Raw genomic sequence first — 14,993 nt, forward strand, 5'->3', positions numbered from 1 at the left:
TCAAGATACCCTATTGCCCTTTCCTGTCAAGATCCTCGTTGCGGCAAATTCCTGCATGGATGCAAAAATTGTTCCCTGATTCCAAGGATCTTGAAAAATCTCCCCGCAAAGACTGCCCCGGGGCGCTGCGGGGAAATTTTTGCCGATTTTCCCTGGATCCGGCTGTTTTTTGCCCTTGTCAGGGCCTTTTGCTGACAGTAGGATCGGACAGAATTTCCAATACTGCTACACGGAGGAGACATGCCCACTCCAAAACTCGAGCTTGAAACCACAGCCTATACCTTCGATCAGCTCATGCACAACGACGCCCCCCAGCTGGCACTGGCAGGACGCTCCAATGTGGGCAAGTCCTCGCTTGTCAACGCCCTGGCACAGAGGCGCAAGCTCGCCAAGGTAAGCGCAACTCCAGGCAAGACACGTTCCATCAACTACTACCGCGTTTCCCCATGGAACTTCTTTCTGGTAGATCTGCCAGGCTACGGCTACGCAAAGGCCAATCACGCGGAACGGGAGAAATGGGGGAAGCTTCTCGAACGCTATCTGAAGGAATGCTCCTCCCTGAAGGCCCTTGTCCTCCTTGTGGACTCGCGTCTTCCCCCTCAGGCCCTGGACATCAATCTGGTCGAGTACGCGCAGGGCCTGGGTCTTGCCATCATCCCTGTTCTCACCAAATCAGACAAGTGTCGCCAGCGCGAGCTCAACGCGCGCATAGCCGAATGGACTGGCCTTGCCAAAAGGCGCCCTGTCGTCACCTCTGCAGCCCAGCGCAGGGGCATGGCCAATCTGTGGAACGCCCTGCTCGAACACATGGGTATCAGTGACAGGGTCGGCCTTGCCGAGGGCGAAGTTGCGGACAGACGCCCTGCGCAAAAAGCGACAGGGCCGGCTGACAAGCCTTCGGACGCAGCCGAGGCTGCGGCAGGAAAAAAAGACGCATAAGCTGGGACTTCCATGAGCAAGGGGCCGGCAAAATCCGGAGATTTTGCTGGCCCCTGCTTCATTTCCTGTGATCCTCTCCCCTACCCCTGATTCTTTCCGAGCAGGCGACAGACCGGTTCCTCGTCTCCCGGCTCCATGTGGATGAGGACACTCTCGACGCCAGGCTGGGCTCGCAGGGCCTTTTCCATGCGATCCGCAATGTCGTGTGCCTGCAAGACGCTCAGGCACGAGCACACCCCGCAGTGGAAGACAATCTCAAGCCCCAGGGGCGTGCGAAAGCAGGAAAGGCCGTGCACATTGGAGATCAAGGGCTCCCGCTTCGCGCATTCTTCGATTCTTGCCTGCACAAGGTCCGCCTCGCTGTCGCGTCCGGGCACAAGCTCGCTCGAAGTCTGCTCGTTCTTGTCCGGCTCGATGTGGGTGAGGAGCGTCACACCTTCATGCTCGGCCATCACCCTGGATTCGAACTCCTTGCACTTCGCATAGGCTGCCGCAAAATTTCCTGCGCCGTCGAATTCCACATGGGCCATGACGGCTATCCCGCCGTCGTGCTGGCGCAGAATGCGAATGTCGTGGATGTCGAGTTCAAGACTGTGGGCTGCCATCTGTATGCTGCCAAGAAGGCTGTTTTTCGTGTCCTCCCTGTAGGGTTCCACATGCACGAGAACGTCTGCTCCGGGCAGGATTTCCAGAACCCGTTCCTCCACCTGGGAGGTCACCCTGTGTCCCTCGCTGACACTCAGGCGCTGATCCACGCTCACAGTAAGATCCACAAAATACTCGGAGCCCGAGGAGCGCATGCGCAGCCTGCTCAAGGAGCGCACTGCCTCTATCCCGGAAACGGCCTCCTCTATCCTTGTCTCCATGTCCTCCGGGGCCGCGTCCATGAGAAAGTCCAGGGCCGAGCGGGCCATGGTCAGACTCACCTTGAAGATGATGACAGCGACAACAAGGGCAGCCACCGTATCGGCCTGGTGGACAATGGCAGCCACGTCTGGCGGAAGGGCCAGCCAGTCTGCAAGCCAGACTGCAAGGACACCCAGAAAGACCACAGCGCTCGACAGGATGTCCGTGGAAAAGTGCAGAGCATCCGCTTCCAGGGCCTGGCTGTTGGTCTCCTTAGCCACCTTGCGCAGATTGCGCACGCGCCCGATGTCTATGGCCATGGACAAAAGCATGATGCCAACACCCCAAAGCGAGGGCACAACCGGAGATCCTCCCTCCATGAGCCTGTGCACGCCCTCGTAGCCCACATAGGCGCAGACCACAAAGAGCAGGACCGTTTCCGCCAGGGCGGAGAGGTTCTCCATCTTGCCGTGCCCGTAGGGATGGCGCCTGTCTGCCGGCTTCGAAGCCACGCGTATGGCGTAGAAGGTCATGAGAGCTGCCACAAGATCCAGGCCGGAGTGCAGGGCCTCGGACAGGATGGCCAGGGAGTTGGTGTACCAGCCCACCACAAGCTTCACGCTCGTGAGAAAGACCGCAGCCGCCAGGGACAGCAGCGCTGCCTTCTTCTTCATCTGTTCGTGGCCGGAATGTGTTTGCGTGTCGCTCATGAGAACCTCGATTTGGGCACAGGCCCGTGGAATATTGGTTCCGGGAAAGCACGCGCCTTCCCGCACCAGGGGTGAGACACGTTACTCCCTCGGGCAAAATCCTGCAAACTACCGAAAAGAAAACCAAGGTCCTTTTCAGCACATCACGCAGGGTGTGGCGGCATTCCCTCTCAGGGCCGGAAACAATTTTTTTGGGGACAAAAAAAAGGGGACCCGAAAGTCCCCTTCCTTGTATTTTCTGTCTTGTCTTTCTAGAGCCAGCGGAACCAGTCCTTCCAGGTTCCCTCGCGGCTTTCGCGCCGCTCCTCGTTGCGCTGCTTCGTGTACTCGTGGTAGGCGACCACGGACTTTGAGGCAGCGTGGTTGGCAACCTCGGGAACGTCCTTGAAGTTCTCGGACACATAGGTGTAGCGGTGCCAGGCAGGACCGAACTTGTTCATGTGCCAGAACATGTCCGCAATGTAGAGTTCATGCTCTGCCATGGCCTTGCGGCATTCGAGTATGCGCTCCTGCGCGGCCTTGGCGTACTGCGAGGAGGGATACTGCTGCAGAAGCCTCTGGTAGTAGGCCACAGCTTCCTGCAGTTCCGTGGTAGGCCTGTCTATGGAGCGGAACTGACGCTGCAGGGACATGCCTATCTGGTAGATGACGTATTCTATGGCCTTGTGCCTTGGGTGCAGGGATTCGAAGTCCTTGTAGCTTTCGGCAGCAAGCACATACTCGCCATCCAGATAGTAGGCGTCGGCAAGGGAGAGTTCGGCATCCGTCGTGTAGGGCGAGAAGGGATAGGCGTCGCGCAGCTTGTTGTAGAGCTCCACGGCACGCACATAGTTCTTCTCGGCCATGGCGTCGTTGCCTGCTTCAAAGATTTCCTGGGCCGTGTCTTCGGCAGGCGGCAGATAGATCATGTCTATGATGCCGCAGCCTGTGGCAAGGGTCAGGGACATGCAGAGGAGCAGTGAGCGTAGCAGATTGTTAAGCATTGAGCTGTTCCAGGAAAACAAAGGCAGCCTGCGCCGCTGTGGCGCCGTCACCTGCTGCAGTGACAACCTGCCGACAGAGTTTCTCGCGCACGTCTCCGGCAGCAAAGATGCCGGGAATGGAGGTGCGCATTTCATTGTCAGTGACTATGAAGCCCTTCTCGAGATGCATGCCGGCAGGCACAAAACCGGTGTTCGGCTGCATGCCCACGAAGACAAAGAGACCGTCCACGGCAAGATCGCGCAAGGCCCCGGTCTTCACATCCTTCACGGTGATCCCCTCGAGATCCGACTCCCCGTGCAGGCTGTCCACAACGGAAGAAAGAACAAGCTCTATGTTGCCGGCCTCGCGCACGCGCTTCTGGTAGATTTCCGCTGCACGGAACTCGTCGCGCCTGTGTATGAGGTAAAGCTTCGAGACGATCTTCGAAAGGTACAGGGCTTCTTCAAGCGCCGAATTGCCACCGCCTACCACAGCCACGGGACGTCCGCGGAAGAAGTTGCCGTCGCAGATGGCGCAATAGGACACGCCCCTGCCTCTGAGACGCACCTCGCCCTCGATGCCCAGGGGCCTGTGGGAGGCGCCGGAGGCTATGACCACAGTCCTCGCGTTCACCGGTCCCTCGGAGGTCTGCAGGACAAATTTGCCTGCCTCGCCCTCGATACCCAGGACCGCGCTGGTCCTGCGCTCGATTTCGAGCCCGTCCAGATGGGCAGCGAAGAGGTCCGCAAGCTCCCAGCCCTTGATTCCCTTGGGATAGCCGGGATAGTTCTCGAGGCTGTCTGTTGTCAGCACCTGCCCGCCCAGGGTCAGAGACTCGAACTGCACAACACTGCAGCCGGAGCGGACAAGATACATGGCGGCAGTGATGCCCGCAGGCCCGCCGCCTATGACAGCTGTGTCAAAGGTGCCCATCGCGCAGACTCCTAGAGAACGGTCTCGAGGATCTTGCAGATTTCTTCCTTGGGCATGGAGCCGGTGTGCTGAGCGGCTACCTGGCCGTTCTTGAAGATGATCAGGGTGGGGATGGCGCGGATGCCGTACTTGGCGGGAGTGATGGAGTTCTCGTCCACGTTCATCTTGAACACGCGCAGGCGATCTGCGTAGTCCTTGCTGATTTCATCCACAATGGGGCCCACTGCGCGGCAGGGACCGCACCAGGGTGCCCAGAAATCCACCAGGACGGGAAGATCGGATTTGAGAACGGATTCGTCAAATGCGGCATCGGTGATCTGATCAGCCATTGGTATACTCCTTGATCCCGAAGCAGGCTTCGGGCTGTTTGCAGTTGTTGGGATGTCTTTCGAAAGTCCGCAAGGGACAGTCCTGAGGACTGTCTAGACATAGAGACGCCTTCCCGTATTGTCAAGGGAAGATCGGCCTTTTGGGCAGGGCCTGCATGCCCCGGAGCGAAAATCCGCGCAGCCTTTTCCTGTCGGCTCAGACACAGGCATTGCCTGTGCAGACAAGGTCGTCCGGGATAACACGCCCCCTGGGAATGGCCTCGAGATCGAGCAGGCTTGAAAGGCCCCTGGCATGCAAAAGATAGCCTGCGTGGGCTATCATGGCTGCATTGTCCGTGCAAAGAGCCGGATCCGGCATGGCTATGCGCCCTCCCCGCTCCTCCATGAGCCTTTCCATGCGGCTGCGCAAGAGGGTATTTGCGGCAACTCCGCCTGCCACAACAAGGTTGTGGACAGAAGGATGGCGCAAAAGCGCGCGCTCCACCTTGGCCACAAGCGTTTCCACCACGGCAAGATTGAAGGACGCACACATGTCGCACAATTCCTGCGGCGCATCGTCCACCCTTTCCAGGGGCCTTGGCCAGGCGTCGGGGGCAAAGTTTGCAGACGCATACAGGGCAGCTGCTGTCTTGAGACCGCTGAAGCTGAAGTCGAGGTTGTCGTTGTCCAGATAGGGCCGTGGGAACATGGAAGGATGAGCCTTTCCCCTGCGTGCCAGGGCATCGAGCAGTCGGCCGCCCGGATAGGCAAGGCCCAGGACCTTGCCGCATTTGTCGAAAGCCTCTCCTGCCGCGTCGTCCAGTGTCCTTCCAAGCTGCCTTATCTCCACCTCTGATGCCAGATGGTAGATATTGGTGTGCCCGCCGGAAACAAGAAGACCCAGGGCCGGAAATTCCAGCTCGTGTCCTATGCCCGCAGCCAGAAGGTGTGCGTGCAGGTGGTTGACGCCGACAAGACGAGCCTTGCAGCCCAGGCACAGCCCCTTGGCAAAGGCCATGCCCACAAGCAGGCAGCCCAGAAGGCCAGGCCCCCTGGCCACGGCCACGGCATCGAGATCCTCGGCCCCGAGCCCCTGACGCTCCATAAGGATGTCGTAGAGACCGCCAATGAAGCGCAGATGCTCGCGGCTCGCAAGCTCTGGCACCACACCCCCGAACAGGGCGTGAATGTCCGCCTGGCTTGCCAGCACGTGATCCACCAGCCTTCCGTCGCGCACAAGGGCAAGGCCCGTTTCGTCGCAGGAAGATTCTATTCCCAGAACAAGCATATCGCTCTTTTCTTGCGTGTGCCAAAAGGCCTTGCGCTAGGCATTGCGCCTGTAGATTTCCTCGACTGCGGCCACGTCCTTCTTCGAACCTATGAAGAGAGGCGTTCTGCAGTGCAGGGCGTCGGGCTGCTTTTCCAGAATGCGCATGCGTCCGTCCGAGGCTGCTCCGCCTGCCTGTTCGCAGAGGAAGGCCAGGGGATTGGCCTCGCACATGAGGCGCAGCTTGCCGTTGGGGCGTCCCTCGTACTCGGGGTAGAGATAGATGCCGCCGTAGATGAGGGTGCGGTGGAAGTCCGCAACCAGGGAGCCCACATAGCGCGAGGAATAGGCGCCGCCCTTAGAGGAGGGAGCCTTGTGGAAGTATTCGACGGACTCGAAGGCTGCCTTGGACCACTTTTCGCGATAGCCCTCGTTGCAGGAGTAGATCCAGCCCTGTTCGGGAATGCGCATGTTGGGGTGGGAGAGCAGAAATTCGCCAACACCGGGGTCAAGGGTGAAGCCGTGCACGCCGTCGCCTGTGGAAAGCACAAGCATGGTGGAGGGGCCGTAGAGGAAGTAGCCGGCTGCCACCTGTTCTGTGCCTGGACGCAGCACTTCTTCCAGTTTCACCTCGCCAGTGCAGCCCTCTGGGCGCCTGTAGATGGAGAAGATGGTGCCGATGTTGACATCCACATCCATGTTGGACGATCCGTCCAGGGGGTCGAAGATCATGATGTAGTCACCGCGGGGGAATTCGGGCCCGATGCGGATGAGATCCGGGTTTTCCTCGCTCGACATGGCGCACATGGCGCCGCAGCGCTCCATGCGGTAGATGAGCAGGCGGTTCGCAATGTCGTCGATTTTCTGCACTGCCTCGCCCTGCACGTTGATCACGCCCGTGCCGCCGAGGATATCGAGCAGGCCTGCCTGATTGATGCGCCGGGAAATGGACTTACCGGAAAGGATGAGGTCATAGAGCAGACCCGTGAACTTGCCTGTGGCATGGGGCATGCGCTTTTGGTGCAAGAGTATGTGTTCGGTAACGGTAACATCGGCCATAAGCTTCTTCCTTTGGCTTGAGGGTTGTCCCGAAAACCAGGGATTGGGAATATCCTGACAAATACCCCCCTGTCCCGTCCGGGACAAGGGGGCAAGACGTTCTTTTTACTGGGCAGGAGTTTCGGCAGGCGCGTCGGGAGCTGCCGGTGCGGGCCTGGGCCCGAAGGGCGAGGGCCTGCCGCCTGGAAGCATGGCAGGAGCCTGGCTCGGAGCAGCCTCGACTTCAGGCTGCGCTGGCGCAGCGGGCTGGGCTGCAGGCGCGGCAGATGTCGCCGGGGCTTCTGGTGCAGTCTGCGGCTGGGCCGAAGGAGCCGGGGTCTCGGCCGCCGGAGCCTGGGTCGGGCGCGGGCCAAAGGGCGAGGGCCTTCCGCCAGACAGGGTGGCTGCCGGTGTCTGGGCAGCTGGTGCCGAAACCTGAGGTGCTGCAGTAGTCCCGGGTGCTGCCTCGGGAGCTGTCTGTGCTGCCTCGGGTGTTGCTGCAGCCGGCTCTGTTGCCTCCGGCTGGGCCTTCCTGGGACCGAAGGGGCTCGGGCGCTCGAACTCCGGAGCCGGTGCCGGTGCCTCTTCGGGCATGTCGGGAATGATGATGGGAGGCAGCCTGCGCTGCTGTGCACGCGGCCTGGGCCTGGGCTTGTAGGTCGTGTTCTCGCCCTCGAGGTCGCGCTCTGCGACCCTGCTCTTGCGTACCGGTGCCGCGGGTTCCTGCAAAAGCATGGAGTCGGAGCTTCCTGCCTCGATGTCGTGGGCAGAGGTTCCTCCCTGGTGCGCCTTGGCTTCCTGGCCCGGCTGCGGAGGCAGGAATTCCGCGCCCGAGCTCTGGGCAGGACGCGTGCGTTCCTTGAGAGGCGGAACCGGAAGCTTCTCGCGCTTCGGGAAATACTTTTCGCTGCCTGCAAGGGATCCCGTGCTCTTCGGGAAATCGCCCTTGTCGGCAACTGCGAAGATGAGAGGCAGGTTGCCCAGCCAGCGCACCTGATAGACAAAGGAGCCGCGCTCGTTGCTTACCACACCGGAGCTGGCCTTGGTCACGGACTGGTTCCAGTCTATGCCGGCCATGGGCGTTGCGCCGTACTCGTACGGGCTCCACAAAAGGCCGTGGGGAGTGAAGACCACCACACTGTCGGGCTTTTTCACCCTGTCGATGATGGAGGAGATGCGGAAATAGGTGGCCACTACGCCAAGGAAGTCGATGCCGTCGTACAATGGTGCGGCAAGGACGACCACAGGGCCAATGGTGGTTTGCTGCATGTCTCCGCGCAGGGCCCTGGTGCTCTGCTTTGCGGGCTCGTAGAGCAGCGGCACGTAGTCCACCGTAACCTGGGGCTTGCCTGCAGGCACCTCGGTGCCAAGCACAGTGCCGTCGGCCCTCAGACCGGTGAAGCCGTCCACCCATGGGACCTCGTTGAAGAAGCCGTTCAGCCAGCCGCGGGTCGGGGGTCTGTCGGCATTGGTCATGAGGCGCTCAAGCTTGGCCAGCTCGATGTCGACGCCCATCATGCCGTCCACAAGGGCCTGGCCCTGGGCAGTCAACTTTCCGGTCTCGCTGTAGTCGATGGAGGCCGGAGGGCTCACGTATTCGTACCACAGGTCCTTGGTGCCCTTCCAGACATTCTTGGTCGGCTGATAGCTGGAGCACGCTGCCCCGGAGGTCAGCATGGCGGCAAGCAATGCCAGAGAAAGGCTCCTTTTCAGCGGAGTTTGCACATTGCACTCCTTTTGATCGTCCGTCCTGCCCAATGGGCAGGGATTCCTGGTGCGTTTGGGGAAGGTGAAATATGTGGGGCCTAGTGAACCCTGCTTTGCAGGCTGTTCACAAGGGCATTGAGCATGCCGAGACTCTCGGGGCCAAGCCGTGCCGGAATGGGGGCCGGGTCGTCCCGGTCCTCGACCGCATCCGCCGCGTCGAGGATGCGCTGGGCTTCCATATCCCTTCTGCGGGCAAGAAGTTCCTCGCGCCTTGCTCCGTACTCCATGGCCTCGGCGGAATTTGCGGCCCTTGCCTCAAGTTCGGAATAGATGTCGCAGGCAGCGTCGATGTCGCCCTGCTCGGCCAAAACCTCGGCCATGGTGCGCGTACGCGGCGGCCAAGGGCCTTCGTCGTCCCCGGCTTCGCTGGCCTCGTCGTCTGCCCCTTCGACAAAAGACGCATCCGCAATTTGGGGCACGTCCTGTTCGCCCTGTTCCATGACAGAAGCAGCCCTGTCTTGCGCCGCAACTGCCGCGGGTTCGGTCAGTTCGAAAATGTCCGAAACATCCTGAGCCTCCCCGGGAGAAGCGACAAGATCTTCTCCTGCGGGAGCAGCCTTGGCTAAAGCTGGGCCTGCAGCCTGGGGCGCTGCACTGGCATCCGCGTGGGCATTGGCGTGAGCCGGTTTCAGGGGCGTAGCCATGGGACGGGCCAAGGGCTCGTCTGCTGGGCCGGGCCTTGCGGACTTTTCCCGGGCCACGGGAAGGATCTCCGCTTGATCGCCCATTTTGTCCTGCAAGTCAAATGCCCTGCACTCTGCCTCGAGGCTTTCTATGCCGCGGCGCAAGATGTCCGCGAGATCCAGCTTCACTCCGCGCACCACAAGGGCCAGCAGTCTGATGGCAAGGGATGCGTCCAGCTCTCCCTTGTCTGCAGTGCCCGAAGCCCATGTCTGCCAGAACCCGTCGTGCGCGGCAAGCGAGGAGACAAGGCTTTCCAGCTGCCTTTTGCCCTCGTCGTCCAGACGCGCCCTGCGCAGAAGATCCACATAGGTGAGCCGGGCCTCAAGAAAGGTGGGGTGTCTGACAAGACCCTCGCCAAGGACCCTGCAGGCTTCCTCGACCTCGCCCTCCTCGGCAAGGAGCCTTGCCAGGGGCAAAAAGAGCCTGGAGTCGGGTTCGAGCTCCAGAACTTCCCTGTACCAGCCGATCTTCATGTTCATTGTGCGCCTCCAGAGGCAGTGTCCGCATCGTCAAACAGATAGAGAATTTCGTTGTCGCGCAAATAGTGCAGGCGCTCGCGGACCATCTTTTCCATATAGGAATCGTCTGTCTGCAAGAGCCTGATTTCTCTGCTCAGCGTCCTGTTGGCTTCATCGAGCTTTCTGCACTCCTCTTCGGCAGCGAGCTGCTGTTCCTTTAGCGCTCCGTGGTCGATAAGGCCGTTTTCTCCCCACACTGCCTTGTAGCAGAGCATGCAGTTGAGAAGAATCAGAAGGCAGAGCACGCAAAGACGGACACCCATGATCTACCTCGCCCGTACAATCGGCAAAAACAGGGAGAAGGGCTTGCCCATGATCCTACTTTGCTGCGTGCAGCTTCTGGAATTCCACCCAGAACTGGCGGAAATAGTTGATACAGGAGACTATTGCCATGATCATGGAGAGGTAGAGGATGATTGTACCCCAGAAGTGCATGTCTATTCCCAGGAGGGGATAGTGGATGAGCAGGGGGAGGATGGCGGCAATCTGCAGCACTGTCTTGAGCTTGCCGTAGCGATCGGCGGCCATGACTATGCCCTCGTCTATGGCAATGGTGCGCAGGCCGGTGATGACAAGCTCGCGGCTCACTATGATTATCACCACCCAGGCAGGAGCCCAGCCGAGGTCCACCAGCATAATGAGGACCGCGCAGATAAGGAGCTTGTCTGCCAGGGGGTCCAGGAATTTGCCCATGTTGGTGACCATGTGGTGGTGGCGGGCAACGTAGCCGTCCATCCAGTCGGTAATGCCGGCCGCGGCGAAGGCTATGGCTGCCAGGATGCAGTTGGTCCTGCTCTCGAAGTAGAGCAGAACAACGACCAGGGGAACGAGCAGAATGCGCAAGAGGGTGATTTTGGTGGCGAGCGTGAGCATGGGAAGTCCCTGCCGGGAATGAAGGGAATGGGAAAAATGAAAAAGAAGGATACTACGCAGATACTCCTCAAGGCTTTAGCACAAAAGCCGAAGGGAGAAAAGACAAAACTTTGCCGCCGTGCCTGCAGGGTCACGGATGTATTGCAGGCGCGTGACGGACACTTTGCCCCGTCTACGACAAAAGCTCCGGTATGAACCGGAGCTTTTGTCTTCTGGGGATCTCCCCGATATGTGCCGAGCCTAGGCCTTTTCAGCCTGGGCCACGATATTCTTTGTCACTTCCATGAAGGCCGCCTTTGCGGGGCTGTCACCTTCCACGGTGACAACGGGAACGCCGTTGTCTGCGCTCACCACAGCCTGCAGGTCAAGGGGAATGGCGCCCAGGAAGGGAATGCTGTCCTTTTTCGCCAGCTCCTCGCCGCCGCCGTGCTTGAAGAGATCGATGCGGCCGCCGCAATGGGGGCAGACAAGGCCGCTCATGTTCTCCACAAGGCCGATGCACTTGGCATTGGTGATTTGGATGAAGTTGATGCATTTGCGCACGTCAGCCAGGGAGATTTCCTGCGGCGTTGTCACGACCACGCATTTGGCGTCCGGGATGGACTGCAGAATGGTCATGTGCTCGTCGCCTGTTCCTGGCGGGGAGTCGATGACGAGAAAATCGAGATCGCCCCAGGCCACGTCGCTGATGAACTGACGGATGGCGCCTGTCTTCTTGGGGCCGCGCCAGATGACTGCCTGGTCCTTGTCCTCGCCAAGAAGCGAGTCCATGGAAAGAACTTCGAGGCTGTCCTTCCACATGGCCGGCACAATCTGGCTCTGTTCGTTGACCATGAGCTGGGCGCTGCCAATGCCGAGCAGGTTGGGAACGCTCGGCCCGTGCAGATCGACATCAAGGATGCCGACCCTGTAGCCGAGCTTGACCAGGGCACAGGCCACGTTGACCGCAACCGAGCTCTTGCCCACACCGCCCTTGCCGCTCATGATGAAGAGCTTGTGCTTGATATGGGAAAGGCGATCCTCGATTTGCCTGTCCTGTCTGGCCATCATGTCGCCGGGACAGGCGCCCTTGGTGCCAGCTGAGGAGCAGGAAGAGGCCGACCCGCAATGGGAACAATCTGCCATTGAGACCTTCCTTCGTTGCTAGAGGTTAGAGACGTGGGGCCTACCAGCCGTGGCTGCCCACCAGATCCACAAACACGGCAGGGCCGCAGTCCTGCTCGTAATAGCTGCCGGCGCGCCTGAACACGCGCTTGAGTCGCTGGTTTTTGCTGTTGCCTACAGGAATAAGCATGATTCCGTTGTCGTCAAGCTGTTCAAGCAGGGGATGGGGTACGGCTGGCCCTCCGGCGGTGACAATGATGCGCTCGAAGGGAGCGAGCTTCGGAAGCCCCAATGTCCCGTCCGCAAGCCAGGTGTGCACCCCCGTGCAGCCCAGACGCTTCAAAAGCGCAGTGGACTTTTCGTGCAGCTCGGGGAGCCTTTCCACACTGTGCACGATACAGCCCAAAAAGGCCAGGACTGCTGCCTGGTAGCCCGATCCTGTACCGATTTCCAGAACACGCATGCCTTCGCGCACATCGAGAAGCGAAGTCATCCTGGCCACTGTAAAGGGACTCGAGATGGTCTGGCCACGGCCTATGGGAAGTGTTGCCGCATCGTAGGCCCTGCCTGTGAGCGCCTCGTCCACGAAAAGATGGCGGGGAACCGCCCCCATGGCCCGCAGCACAGCCGTGTTGGAAATACCCTCTCTTGCAAGGCGCTCCACCATGCGCATCCTGAGCCTGCGCGGATCCACCCTCGGAAAGTCGGGCCTTGGGGGATCCGGGCTCCAGGCGGGCCGGTTCTGCTGATCATGGTCGTGCACGTGTGCTCCTGCAGGATACAAATAGCCGTTGAAAAATTGCCCGATGCGCCACGGGCAAGCCTGAAGTACGACAAATTGCCCCTTCTGTCCATGGACACATATCCTTTCCCCTGCAGCCCGAAAACCTTTTGGAAAAGGCCGGAAAGAGCCCTGCCCTTGCAGGACCTCCCCCTGGTGCCGGGTTTCCACTCTCCTCTCGTCTCATTGCCTTTTGGGCTCTCCCGGTATACAGACTGAAAAAGACAGGCTTGCTTGCACACACCCCCCATTTCACCTGTTCCCATACCCGGAGTGCCCATGGCTTCACGTCGTCGTCTGCTGCCCAATATCCTTGTTGTCCTTGTTCTTGGCGTCATAGCCGCAGTTGCCTACACCTTTCTAAAGGACATGGACGGTCCCACTGTCACAATCAGCCCGGACAATGGCCGCATGTCCCAGAACACGGCTCTCAGCGTCCAGGTCAGCGATCCCTCGGGCATACGCGAGCTCAACGTCGGCATACGCAAAAACAATGTCTTCACCTCCTTCTTCCGCAAGCATTACGACGGGGACAGGACCAGCATCACCGAAAACATCTCCATCAGGGGTGCCAAGCTCAGCGAGGGCATCTTCGAACTGGAAATCAGGGCCACGGACGCATCCATGGCCGGCTTTGGCCAGGGCAACACGAAGACGGACATACGCGAGATGCGCTACGACCCCATTGCCCCGCGCATTGCCGTGCGCACAAGGCCTGCCAATGTCTGGCAGGGCGGATCCTCTGCCGTGTGCTACACTGTTGACGAGGACGTGACCCGTACGGGCGTTGTCATTGCCGGCTACTTTGTGCCTGCCTGCAGGCAGGCCGACGGCTCCTACGTGTGCATCTTCCCCTTCCCCTTCCAGCTCACGCCCCAGGAATTCAAGAACAACATCTATCTGACAGCAACGGACCTTGCCGGCAACGAGACCACAACCCGCTTCACTGTGCTTGCCTACCAGCGCAACTTCCGTCACGACAAGCTGACCCTTTCCGACTCCTTCCTGCAGGAAGCACAGGCAAAGCTCAGGCACCTTGCCCCACAGATCGCGGATCCCCTGCAGTGCTACATCTACATCAACACCCAGATACGCGGCCAGAACATCGAGAAGCTGCGCGAGCTCTCCACCCTGACAGCACAGGGCAAGCTCTGGGAAGGCAACTTCCTGCCCCTGCCAAGATCCGCTGCCAGGGCAAACTTTGCGGATCACCGCACGCTCACCTACAACGGCCAGCCAGCTGCCGAGGCCTATCATTTGGGCCTTGATCTTGCCTCTGTGCGCAACGCCGAGGTGCCTGCAGCCAACAACGGCACTGTCATCTATGCAGCGGAACTGGGCATCTACGGCAATGTGGTAGTCATAGACCACGGCCTTGGCGTGCAGACCCTCTACTCCCACCTGAGCGCCATAAGCGTCAGCCAGGGCCAGGCAGTCACCAAGGGCACCATAGTGGGCCGCACCGGCACCACTGGCCTTGCCTTCGGCGATCATCTGCATTTCGGCGTGGTTGTAGGCGGCCTTGAGGTCAATCCCGTGGAGTGGATAGATCCGAAGTGGCTTGCCAACCTTGTCAACCGCATAAGCCAGAAGGACTAGCCGCCCCTGTCATCCGCATTTCGGGCCCCTGCCATGGGGCCCTTTTTCTGACTCTCTTTTTTTGACTCTCACCCAAAAGACCATGAACGACACGACACAGGCAAAGGACACAAACGGGATCAGGGTCTTTGTCGGCCTTGGCTCCAACAGCACGGACGCATGCCTCATGCTTGAAAGGGCGCGCGAGGGTCTGGCCGATCTTCCCGGGGTATTGATCCGCGCAGCCTCACCCATCTACGTGACAGAGCCCCAGGGCTACGCAGACCAGCCCTGGTTCCACAACCAGGTGCTTGAGCTCAATCTTGCGGGGGAAGAAAGCATCGAGAATGCCAAAAGCCTCATGGCGGCCATGCTCAATCTTGAGGCAGCCCTTGGCAGGGTGCGAAGCCCGGATCCTGCCCTGCGCTTCGGGCCGCGCAAGATAGATCTGGACATCCTGCTCTTCGGTAAAATCGCATCAAACGATCCCTTCTGCACCCTGCCCCACCCAAGACTCATTCTTCGCGCATTCTGGCTTGTACCTCTGAGAGACCTTGACCCGGACCTTGAGATCTTGGGCGAAAACGTGCAAACCCTGCTTGGCAGGCTTGACTGGCATGCAGAAAGCAATAAGATCTACCAATAGAGGTCGGGCTGACAGAAAACACCTGTCCCCCATTTTCA

The 14,993-nt window shown here is 59.9% G+C and carries 15 protein-coding genes; 3 read left to right on the forward strand and 12 right to left on the reverse strand.

All coding sequences use genetic code 11. The features are described 5' to 3' along the window. The first annotated feature begins 240 nt into the window (after positions 1 to 240). The gene (gene yihA / locus B5F76_RS04885) at positions 241 to 939 is read left to right on the forward strand and encodes a ribosome biogenesis GTP-binding protein YihA/YsxC (protein ID WP_087351875.1); all 699 of its coding nucleotides are present in this window, start codon (positions 241 to 243) and stop codon (positions 937 to 939) included. A gap of 80 nt (positions 940 to 1,019) precedes the next feature. On the opposite strand, the gene B5F76_RS04890 is transcribed toward yihA, so the two are convergent. From B5F76_RS04890 to B5F76_RS04945, 12 genes are all read right to left on the reverse strand, one after another. Beyond that, positions 1,020 to 2,495: a cation-efflux pump gene (locus tag B5F76_RS04890; RefSeq protein WP_087351877.1), complete on the reverse strand. Its 1,476-nt coding sequence runs from the start codon at positions 2,493 to 2,495 to the stop codon at positions 1,020 to 1,022. A gap of 251 nt (positions 2,496 to 2,746) precedes the next feature. After that, the gene (locus tag B5F76_RS04895; RefSeq protein WP_087351878.1) at positions 2,747 to 3,478 is read right to left on the reverse strand and encodes an outer membrane protein assembly factor BamD; all 732 of its coding nucleotides are present in this window, start codon (positions 3,476 to 3,478) and stop codon (positions 2,747 to 2,749) included. After that, the gene (trxB, locus tag B5F76_RS04900; RefSeq protein WP_087351880.1) at positions 3,471 to 4,391 is read right to left on the reverse strand and encodes a thioredoxin-disulfide reductase; all 921 of its coding nucleotides are present in this window, start codon (positions 4,389 to 4,391) and stop codon (positions 3,471 to 3,473) included. Before trxB ends, B5F76_RS04895 begins: the two co-directional genes overlap by 8 nt. A gap of 11 nt (positions 4,392 to 4,402) precedes the next feature. Further along, a complete protein-coding gene (trxA, locus tag B5F76_RS04905) occupies positions 4,403 to 4,720 on the reverse strand; it encodes a thioredoxin (RefSeq protein ID WP_087351883.1) in 318 nt (105 codons plus the stop codon). Between the two features lie 196 nt (positions 4,721 to 4,916). Further along, positions 4,917 to 5,987: a tRNA (adenosine(37)-N6)-threonylcarbamoyltransferase complex transferase subunit TsaD gene (gene tsaD / locus B5F76_RS04910; protein ID WP_087351885.1), complete on the reverse strand. Its 1,071-nt coding sequence runs from the start codon at positions 5,985 to 5,987 to the stop codon at positions 4,917 to 4,919. 36 nt (positions 5,988 to 6,023) lie between these two features. Continuing rightward, complete coding sequence (fbp, locus tag B5F76_RS04915) at positions 6,024 to 7,025, reverse strand: class 1 fructose-bisphosphatase (RefSeq protein ID WP_087351887.1); 1,002 nt, start codon at positions 7,023 to 7,025, stop codon at positions 6,024 to 6,026. Positions 7,026 to 7,130: 105 nt separating this feature from the next. Then, on the reverse strand, positions 7,131 to 8,729 hold the full coding sequence (locus tag B5F76_RS04920) for a hypothetical protein (protein WP_239406965.1): 1,599 nt from the start codon (positions 8,727 to 8,729) through the stop codon (positions 7,131 to 7,133). 80 nt (positions 8,730 to 8,809) lie between these two features. Then, positions 8,810 to 9,934, reverse strand: a complete 1,125-nt coding sequence (locus B5F76_RS04925; RefSeq protein WP_087351889.1) for a tetratricopeptide repeat protein — start codon at positions 9,932 to 9,934, stop codon at positions 8,810 to 8,812. Next, the gene (locus B5F76_RS04930; protein ID WP_087351891.1) at positions 9,931 to 10,236 is read right to left on the reverse strand and encodes an FtsB family cell division protein; all 306 of its coding nucleotides are present in this window, start codon (positions 10,234 to 10,236) and stop codon (positions 9,931 to 9,933) included. Before B5F76_RS04930 ends, B5F76_RS04925 begins: the two co-directional genes overlap by 4 nt. Before the next feature lie 55 nt (positions 10,237 to 10,291). Beyond that, complete coding sequence (gene pgsA / locus B5F76_RS04935) at positions 10,292 to 10,846, reverse strand: CDP-diacylglycerol--glycerol-3-phosphate 3-phosphatidyltransferase (RefSeq protein WP_087351893.1); 555 nt, start codon at positions 10,844 to 10,846, stop codon at positions 10,292 to 10,294. 240 nt (positions 10,847 to 11,086) lie between these two features. Continuing rightward, positions 11,087 to 11,971, reverse strand: coding sequence for an Mrp/NBP35 family ATP-binding protein (locus B5F76_RS04940; RefSeq protein ID WP_087351895.1), 885 nt, complete (start codon positions 11,969 to 11,971; stop codon positions 11,087 to 11,089). A 40-nt stretch (positions 11,972 to 12,011) separates the two neighbouring features. Beyond that, the gene (locus B5F76_RS04945; protein ID WP_275074534.1) at positions 12,012 to 12,623 is read right to left on the reverse strand and encodes a protein-L-isoaspartate(D-aspartate) O-methyltransferase; all 612 of its coding nucleotides are present in this window, start codon (positions 12,621 to 12,623) and stop codon (positions 12,012 to 12,014) included. Between the two features lie 387 nt (positions 12,624 to 13,010). Between B5F76_RS04945 and B5F76_RS04950 the strand changes: the two genes are divergently transcribed. Both B5F76_RS04950 and folK read left to right on the forward strand, forming a co-directional pair. Next, positions 13,011 to 14,330 carry a M23 family metallopeptidase gene (locus B5F76_RS04950; protein WP_087351897.1) on the forward strand — a complete coding sequence of 440 codons (1,320 nt, stop codon included), beginning with the start codon at positions 13,011 to 13,013 and terminating at the stop codon, positions 14,328 to 14,330. Positions 14,331 to 14,391: 61 nt separating this feature from the next. After that, the gene (folK, locus tag B5F76_RS04955; protein ID WP_239406966.1) at positions 14,392 to 14,955 is read left to right on the forward strand and encodes a 2-amino-4-hydroxy-6-hydroxymethyldihydropteridine diphosphokinase; all 564 of its coding nucleotides are present in this window, start codon (positions 14,392 to 14,394) and stop codon (positions 14,953 to 14,955) included. Positions 14,956 to 14,993: the final 38 nt, after the last annotated feature.

The sequence above is a fragment of the Desulfovibrio sp. An276 genome (genome assembly GCF_002159665.1).
Taxonomy (GTDB): domain Bacteria; phylum Desulfobacterota; class Desulfovibrionia; order Desulfovibrionales; family Desulfovibrionaceae; genus Desulfovibrio; species Desulfovibrio faecigallinarum.

Bases quoted from the DNA above. Each gene is read 5' to 3' on its own strand.
- B5F76_RS04925 (WP_087351889.1), bottom strand. From the start codon at position 9,934: ATGAACATGAAGATCGGCTGGTACAGGGAAGTTCTGGAGCTCGAACCC.
- B5F76_RS04895 (WP_087351878.1), bottom strand. From the start codon at position 3,478: ATGCTTAACAATCTGCTACGCTCACTGCTCCTCTGCATGTCCCTGACC.
- tsaD (WP_087351885.1), bottom strand. From the start codon at position 5,987: ATGCTTGTTCTGGGAATAGAATCTTCCTGCGACGAAACGGGCCTTGCC.
- B5F76_RS04950 (WP_087351897.1), top strand. From the start codon at position 13,011: ATGGCTTCACGTCGTCGTCTGCTGCCCAATATCCTTGTTGTCCTTGTT.
- pgsA (WP_087351893.1), bottom strand. From the start codon at position 10,846: ATGCTCACGCTCGCCACCAAAATCACCCTCTTGCGCATTCTGCTCGTT.
- B5F76_RS04940 (WP_087351895.1), bottom strand. From the start codon at position 11,971: ATGGCAGATTGTTCCCATTGCGGGTCGGCCTCTTCCTGCTCCTCAGCT.
- B5F76_RS04945 (WP_275074534.1), bottom strand. From the start codon at position 12,623: ATGCGCATGGTGGAGCGCCTTGCAAGAGAGGGTATTTCCAACACGGCT.
- yihA (WP_087351875.1), top strand. From the start codon at position 241: ATGCCCACTCCAAAACTCGAGCTTGAAACCACAGCCTATACCTTCGAT.
- B5F76_RS04890 (WP_087351877.1), bottom strand. From the start codon at position 2,495: ATGAGCGACACGCAAACACATTCCGGCCACGAACAGATGAAGAAGAAG.
- fbp (WP_087351887.1), bottom strand. From the start codon at position 7,025: ATGGCCGATGTTACCGTTACCGAACACATACTCTTGCACCAAAAGCGC.
- trxA (WP_087351883.1), bottom strand. From the start codon at position 4,720: ATGGCTGATCAGATCACCGATGCCGCATTTGACGAATCCGTTCTCAAA.
- trxB (WP_087351880.1), bottom strand. From the start codon at position 4,391: ATGGGCACCTTTGACACAGCTGTCATAGGCGGCGGGCCTGCGGGCATC.
- B5F76_RS04930 (WP_087351891.1), bottom strand. From the start codon at position 10,236: ATGGGTGTCCGTCTTTGCGTGCTCTGCCTTCTGATTCTTCTCAACTGC.